General features: G+C 59.9%; 6 protein-coding genes. 3 read left to right on the top strand and 3 right to left on the bottom strand.

Features of this window, described 5'->3' with window-relative positions; translation table 11 throughout:
* A complete protein-coding gene (locus LWC34_RS56005; protein ID WP_233734992.1) occupies positions 1-762 on the top strand; it encodes a succinate dehydrogenase/fumarate reductase iron-sulfur subunit in 762 nt (253 codons plus the stop codon).
* 396 nt (positions 763-1,158) lie between these two features.
* Here the strand turns inward: LWC34_RS56005 and LWC34_RS56010 are convergent, their stop codons facing one another.
* Positions 1,159-1,755 (bottom strand): TetR/AcrR family transcriptional regulator, encoded by a 597-nt coding sequence (locus tag LWC34_RS56010; protein ID WP_233734994.1) that lies wholly within the window; start codon positions 1,753-1,755, stop codon positions 1,159-1,161.
* Positions 1,756-2,135: 380 nt separating this feature from the next.
* Positions 2,136-2,384 (bottom strand): transposase, encoded by a 249-nt coding sequence (locus tag LWC34_RS59260; protein ID WP_372496879.1) that lies wholly within the window; start codon positions 2,382-2,384, stop codon positions 2,136-2,138.
* Between LWC34_RS59260 and LWC34_RS56015 the strand changes: the two genes are divergently transcribed.
* Positions 2,320-2,574 (top strand): hypothetical protein, encoded by a 255-nt coding sequence (locus LWC34_RS56015; protein WP_233734996.1) that lies wholly within the window; start codon positions 2,320-2,322, stop codon positions 2,572-2,574. The genes LWC34_RS59260 and LWC34_RS56015 overlap by 65 nt on opposite strands.
* 140 nt (positions 2,575-2,714) lie before the next feature.
* Here the strand turns inward: LWC34_RS56015 and LWC34_RS58610 are convergent, their stop codons facing one another.
* Positions 2,715-3,485 (bottom strand): transposase, encoded by a 771-nt coding sequence (locus LWC34_RS58610; protein ID WP_233734998.1) that lies wholly within the window; start codon positions 3,483-3,485, stop codon positions 2,715-2,717.
* Positions 3,486-4,960: 1,475 nt separating this feature from the next.
* Here LWC34_RS58610 and LWC34_RS56025 point away from each other — a divergent pair.
* Positions 4,961-5,725 (top strand): transposase family protein, encoded by a 765-nt coding sequence (locus LWC34_RS56025; RefSeq protein WP_233724674.1) that lies wholly within the window; start codon positions 4,961-4,963, stop codon positions 5,723-5,725.
* Positions 5,726-6,310 lie beyond the last annotated feature (585 nt).

A 6,310-nucleotide genomic window follows, 5' to 3' on the forward strand; every position in this document is an offset into this window, starting at 1 on the left:
ATGGGTTACAAAGCGCAATTCCGGGTGTGGCGTGGCGACGACGAATCCGGTGAGCTGAGGGACTACGTCATCGAGGTGAACGAGGGCGAGGTCGTCCTCGACATCATCCACCGGCTGCAGGCAACGCAAGCACCGGACTTGGCGGTTCGCTGGAACTGCAAGGCTGGCAAGTGCGGATCGTGCTCGGCGGAGATCAACGGCAAGCCGAAGCTGCTGTGCATGACGCGGATGTCGACCTTCACCGAGGACGAAGTCATCACGGTGACGCCGATGCGGACGTTCCCGGTGATCCGCGACCTGGTAACCGACGTGTCCTTCAACTACACGAAGGCACGTGAAGTCCAGTCGTTCTCGCCGCCGCCGGACCTCAAACCGGGCGAGTACCGGATGCAGCAGGTGGACGTCGAGCGCTCGCAGGAGTTCCGCAAGTGCATCGAATGCTTCCTGTGCCAGAACACGTGCCACGTGATCCGTGACCACGAGGAGAACAAGGAAGCGTTCTCCGGGCCGCGGTTCCTGATGCGAGTGGCTGAGCTGGAGATGCACCCGCTCGACACCGCGGACCGGCGCGACGCCGCGCAGGACGAGCACGGCCTCGGCTACTGCAACATCACCAAGTGCTGCACCGAGGTCTGCCCGGAACACATCAAGATCACCGACAACGCCCTGATCCCCATGAAGGAACGGGTCGCGGGCAGGCGGTACGACCCGGTCGTGTGGCTGGGCAACAAGTTGTTCCGGCGGTCATCGAAGAAGAGCTGATCACCCTGTCGCCTGCTCCTGGCAACGATGCCGGGGGCAGGCGACGATCTCTTCAATGCCGGATCGCTCGCCGCCGAACGGGTTTCCGGGTTCCATTTCGCTCTTGTCGAACCACGGCCGTGAGGCCCTGGTGTGGACCAGGCCGGGGGCAAGTCGCTGCGATGAGCGTGCCGTCAGCCCTGTCCTCGTCACGTCGTTGTGCTGCAACGCCTCGGACCGCGGCGACCTGTGCCACTGTGGATGGAATGGTGATCCACTGGGGCCAGCTCTCCGCTGATTGCCGCCAGGTGTGCGCGTCGTCGACGTGCGCGGAGGATCCAATAGATGCGGCGAACGGTGTTGGCATGGCTGGAGAATCCGCTCAGTGAACCTGCCGCACGGCTCGCTCACTTCACACTATTGAGTCAACTTCTCGAACAGCTCCCGGCCCTCGTCGGTGAGGTACGGGTCGATCACCACCATCAACATGTCGTTGATCCGGGCCATCTGTACGGGGTCATAGGGGTCGCCGGTCACCTCGAGGAACGTGTGCCAGCCGTCGGCGACCAGCCAGAAAGTCGTGATGAGATCCTCGATGGTCCTCGGCAGCCGGGGAACCCGCATCAAATCCTGCAGCACGAGCTGCTGGATGAACACCCGGATCTCGCTGATCCGGCGCGAATACAGCGCGTCGTAGATGGCTTTGAACCGTGCGTCCGCCCGGACGAGGAGCGGTAGTTCGCGGTGGATGAACCGGTACTCCCAGCGCTCCTTGTCGAGCAACACCAGGTTCTTGGTCATCTTGGCGACGTTCTTGCGCGGGTCCTTCTCCGGCCGCCATAGGCCGTCGAGAGAACTGATGTACTGGTCGAACAGCGCACGGATGATCGCTGGCTTGTCCCGGAAGTGAGCGGACAGCTCGACGGGCGTCATTCGCGCTGCCACAGCGATGTCTTCGACACTCACGTCGGCCGTGCTGGTGCGGTTGAACAGTTCGATTGCGGCTTTGAGCACCTTGGCTCTTGTACGTGTCGACGTTCTCAGGCTCACTCATCCATCAGAGCACGAGTGCGGAGCCGATTTCACCGCCGCCGCGCGTTTCCAGACCGCTTCAGCCAATCTCGGCCCTTGGTGTACCGACGACAGGGTGTACCTGTGAACTGGCACGTGCACCCTTTGCGGTGATTAGCGTTTGGACCGGCAGTGTTGCACCAGTCCGATGTAGAGGTCGACCCGACGATCTTGTCGGCGTTGATACACCTCTTGTCGGTGGTGTGAGCTACACCAGCGTTGAAGGAACACACAAACACACTGGTACTGCAGGCAATAGGTGGCTCTATCAATGGTCTTTCAGTTTGGCTCTGGCACAAAGTTGGTGGTGGCGCTAGATTCGGTTAGTTGCCGAGCCGGAGACAGCGTCGGAGAAGGTCGAAGTTCGCGCGGCCGTACATGGCTCTTTTGACCGCCTTCAGTTTCGCCACGGTGCCCTCGACAGCGCCGCTGCTCCAGGCGAGGGTGAGTCCATGGCGGACGGCGTCGTAGTCCTTGAGCAGACCAGCGGCGAATCCTTGGAGTTGAGTGAATTCGCTCTCCTGGGCTGCGGCGATCCAGGTGCTGGCTGCGGCGTTGGCGCAGCATCCCACCGAAGTCGCCGACCAGCTGATCAACGGTGCGCAGCACGGGACACCGCTCCAGCATCCGGGTGAGATCCGCTTGGTCGGACTCGGTGCGGTCAACGGCAGGGCGGATGATCCACCCGGTGACCTCGCGGGGTTTGGACGTGACTACTGGGATTGCGGTCGGCGGTGTGGCGCCGGTGCGCCACGTGTGTAGCAGTCGACACACTGATCGCGCGGCGCCTCGGTGGCCGCGCTCGCGCAGTTCGGTGGCCAGAATGGCGGCGTTGGTGCAGCCTTCTTCCCAACGCTTGACCAGGTAGCCGACGTGCGAATCGAGCGCCCTGCCCCGCTTGGTTACCTGGGTGAGTAATTTCCTCGGCGGTGGCGGCTCGGGCGTAGCGGCGTACTGCTTTCTCGTCGGGTTGAGCGCCTTGCTGATCGCGGTGTTCCCGATTCCCGTGTCCCACAATGCATGGACCTCGGTCCATCGGGTGACGGGTCAGCTCGGCCCTGCGCGTCGTCTGCCACTGGAGCGAGAGTGGGGACGGGCTGGGCTGCCGCCGCGGCACCAGGCTGATCGTGCAGGCACTTCCGGTGGGCGCGCAGCCACTCGGCGAACGTGTCGCTCAGGCGGTCCGATAACAGGTCCGCTGTTCGGTGGGTGTCCATGTCGACCAAGACGTTGCTGTAGTGGTTTCCCTTCCTGAAAGCGAAATCGTCGATCCCGAGTACGGTCACGACACCGGGTTCGGGTACGGGTAACCCACGGATCAGGCGTAACAGGGTCATGCGGGACACGTCCATGGCCAAGTGCTGAGTCATCCGCTGGCCGGGCGGGCCACCCGGGGCCAACGCGACCCGCTCCAGGATGCCGCGCAGCAACGGGGTCCGGCGGGCGTGCGCGGTGGTCAGGCCGGGCACTTGCTCGGCGAAGGTGGCGGGGGCGCAATCGGGATTGCCGCAGACGAATCGACGGACCTGCAGGCAGATTGCGGTCCCGGTCCCGGTCCCGCCGATCGCGGCATCGGACAGGTGCCGCTGGTAACGGCTGTGTACCCGCTCGGACCGAAGCCCGCAACCTGAGCAGACGGCGGCCAGCGCGGTGGTGCTGGCATAGATCCGCACGGTCGCCCCTGGCGGGTGACCTGCTGGATGTGCAGGCTGGCCAGATGCGGGAGCAAGGTCGCCAGATCAAGATCGTCACACCCGAAACATGATCAACTACAGCACCACTCCATGATCATTAGAGTCGCGTCACCAACTTTGTGCCAGAGCCAGTTTTCACGTGCCGTCGACAACGGTCCTTACGTCATCTAAGTGGATGTCTTGTCGGGCTTTGTCCTTACGTGAGCCAATTGGACTGGATTTGAGAACGCCGTTACCACAGGGTGGGAATCATGGGTGGTTGTTCTCTAAATTCGCCGGTGACGTCAATCACTCGGTCGTGTAACCCGAATGGTGGTGTATTGAGAATGTTACGCATGGTTATCGTGATGTACGCGCTACTGGGAGCGTCAATGTCCGTCAATTCAAAACGCGGATAGTTTGGTCGCGTTGGAACGGCTTTGGAGAGTGGTGCTAGCACGCATTGGCCCTATGAGTAGCGTTAGTCTGTTGCTAAACGTCAATGGTGAACTCGCTTACCGGGAGAGCGGTCAGTTTCCAGTCGTCGACACCCACGGCTGGTTGCTAAAGTTTAGCGATGGTCGTCGCTAACTGGTCGGAGGCGAGATTGACGCTTACGTCTGCATCGCGGACGTCGAACCCATAACGATAAGTCGAGCCTGGAATGTGCGGGGGTCGGCACTCCGCAAATCCGCCCACTTTGCGTGTCAAATTGACCATCAGAACCCGTGTGGTGTTTATTGGTCTGTCAGGTATCGCTATATGAAACGGAGGGTCGAGATATGTCGGTAGGAAAATTTGTGAGCCGTTTTGGCGTGGCCGCTGCTGTTGTGGCCGCTATCGCTGTTCCGCAGGCAGGCGTGGCAGGGGCTGAGACTAACAATGAACTCGTCGTGGGCGGTGTCGTTCAGCCATTGGGGTGGCCTGCTAACTGTCACACGGAAATCACCCATTACACTACTGTGGCGGCTATTTGCACCAATAGTAATGGAGGAAAGTGGCAGGCTATTGCTATCTGTTTTAGCAAGGAGCTGAATCGGACCACTTACCGTTACGGTAACTGGGTTAACAGGTATGCCTCATTTGCATATTGTCACGGAGAAGAACGTGTGACTTCCACCGGTATCAATTCATCCCCCGACCCACTCTAATTCGCTATGTCTGTCTGAAAGGAACATTTTATGAGACGAGCTCTGTTCGCATCTGTAGTAGCCGGGCCGCTAATGGCCGGTGCAGTCTTGGTCACCCCTGGGGCTGCAATGGCAGCTGCTCCCGCGCCTTGGCCGGAGAACTGTTCGGACTGGCAGAATGGGATAGCCTGGCAGGGAGTCTGTTATGCTGGTACTGGACGGTTTAAAGCGGTTGTAGACTGTAGGAGCGTTATTCTGGCGACTTGATCACCTCAAAATAGGACAACGACCCCAGGCAAGTAAGATCGTTTTCCTCTCGCAGAAGACAACTTACAGGCGGGGTCGTTGCGTTATCAGTCTACTACAGGGCTTGCTGCTGACCAGATCCAGGAGCTTGTCGCGCGCATCTGGCAGATCATCCAATGCCATGAGAACCAAGCGTGGCCTCCGACCGTGGGACTGTATCGCGCTGTCGTGATCACTTTGGTGTACGTCCGACAGAATCTGAACCAGGCGGCCGTGGGCGATCTGTTCGGCGTCAGTCAGTCGACCGTATCGCGGATCTATCGAGGCATTCTCCCATTGATTGGGCAGGCCCTGTGCCTGCACATTCCAAACCTCAAGGAGGCCATCCGCGGCCGGCTCGTCCTGGTCGACGGAACCGATGTCCCGACCGGCAACCGTGCTGGTCACGAAGACAACTTCTCCGGCAAGCGGCGCCGCGCGGGGCTGAACATCCAGGTCGCCGCCGATACGGAGGGAGGCCTGCTGGGAATATCCGCCCCTCTGCCTGGCTCGATGCATGACCGGAAAGCGTTCGCCGAGTGTGACTGGGAAGATCTTCTGGCCGAGACCTCAGTCATCGGTGACCCTGCCTATCAGGGCACTCACACGATTACGCCTCGCAAAAAGCCAAAGGGCGGCGAGCTCTCGGCTGGCGACAAGGTGAACAATAAATTCATCTCCTCACTTCGATCCGCCGTCGAGCGATGTATCGCGCATATCAAGAACTGGAAGATGATTGCGACCGGCTATCGAGGACGCCTTTCCGAGCTCCCCAACATCATCCGGATCATCACATCGCTCGAGTTCTATCGACTCGGCTGGTAACCCTCATGAATAACGCTCTAGGTCTAATCTTACAGGTGAGCTATTCCGTCGTGAAGCTGCGGTTTGGAATACTATTGGCAACGTTTCTCAAGCCAGTTGCCCGCCCAATACTTGGCCTTACCAGGGCGGCGTTTTGATGCGAAACGACTAACGGCGGAGGGGCCTTGTTGGCTAAGGTGTGAGTCGTCGTGCGTTTTGCGCATTGCGACTCACGCCCTGGCGACGAGATATCCCTGGGCAGTATCGAGGCCCAGGTTGTGTATTCGACGAATCAGGTAGGAATCGCCACAATCGCTAACCTTGCGGACGCGATACCTGCTGTCGAGTCGGGAGTTTAATCGGCTGATCGCCCGCTCAGATCAACAAAGCGGGTGTTTCAATGCGACCCGCGAACAGTTTAGGGCAGGATTTCAGTCAAGGTCGTAATGTCTCTGATCTCGTTGGCGGGATGTACCCATTGAGGTGATCTCAGCGACTTTCACGCGATCTTGCCGTGTTCGAAATGCGTGAGGACAAGGGCGGCTTTGATGATGTCGCCGATCTTGCTGGGGTTGGCGGTGAGATGCCGCAGGCTGCGCCAGCGTT

Source organism: Kibdelosporangium philippinense, assembly GCF_021390435.2.
GTDB classification, from domain to species: domain Bacteria; phylum Actinomycetota; class Actinomycetes; order Mycobacteriales; family Pseudonocardiaceae; genus Kibdelosporangium; species Kibdelosporangium philippinense.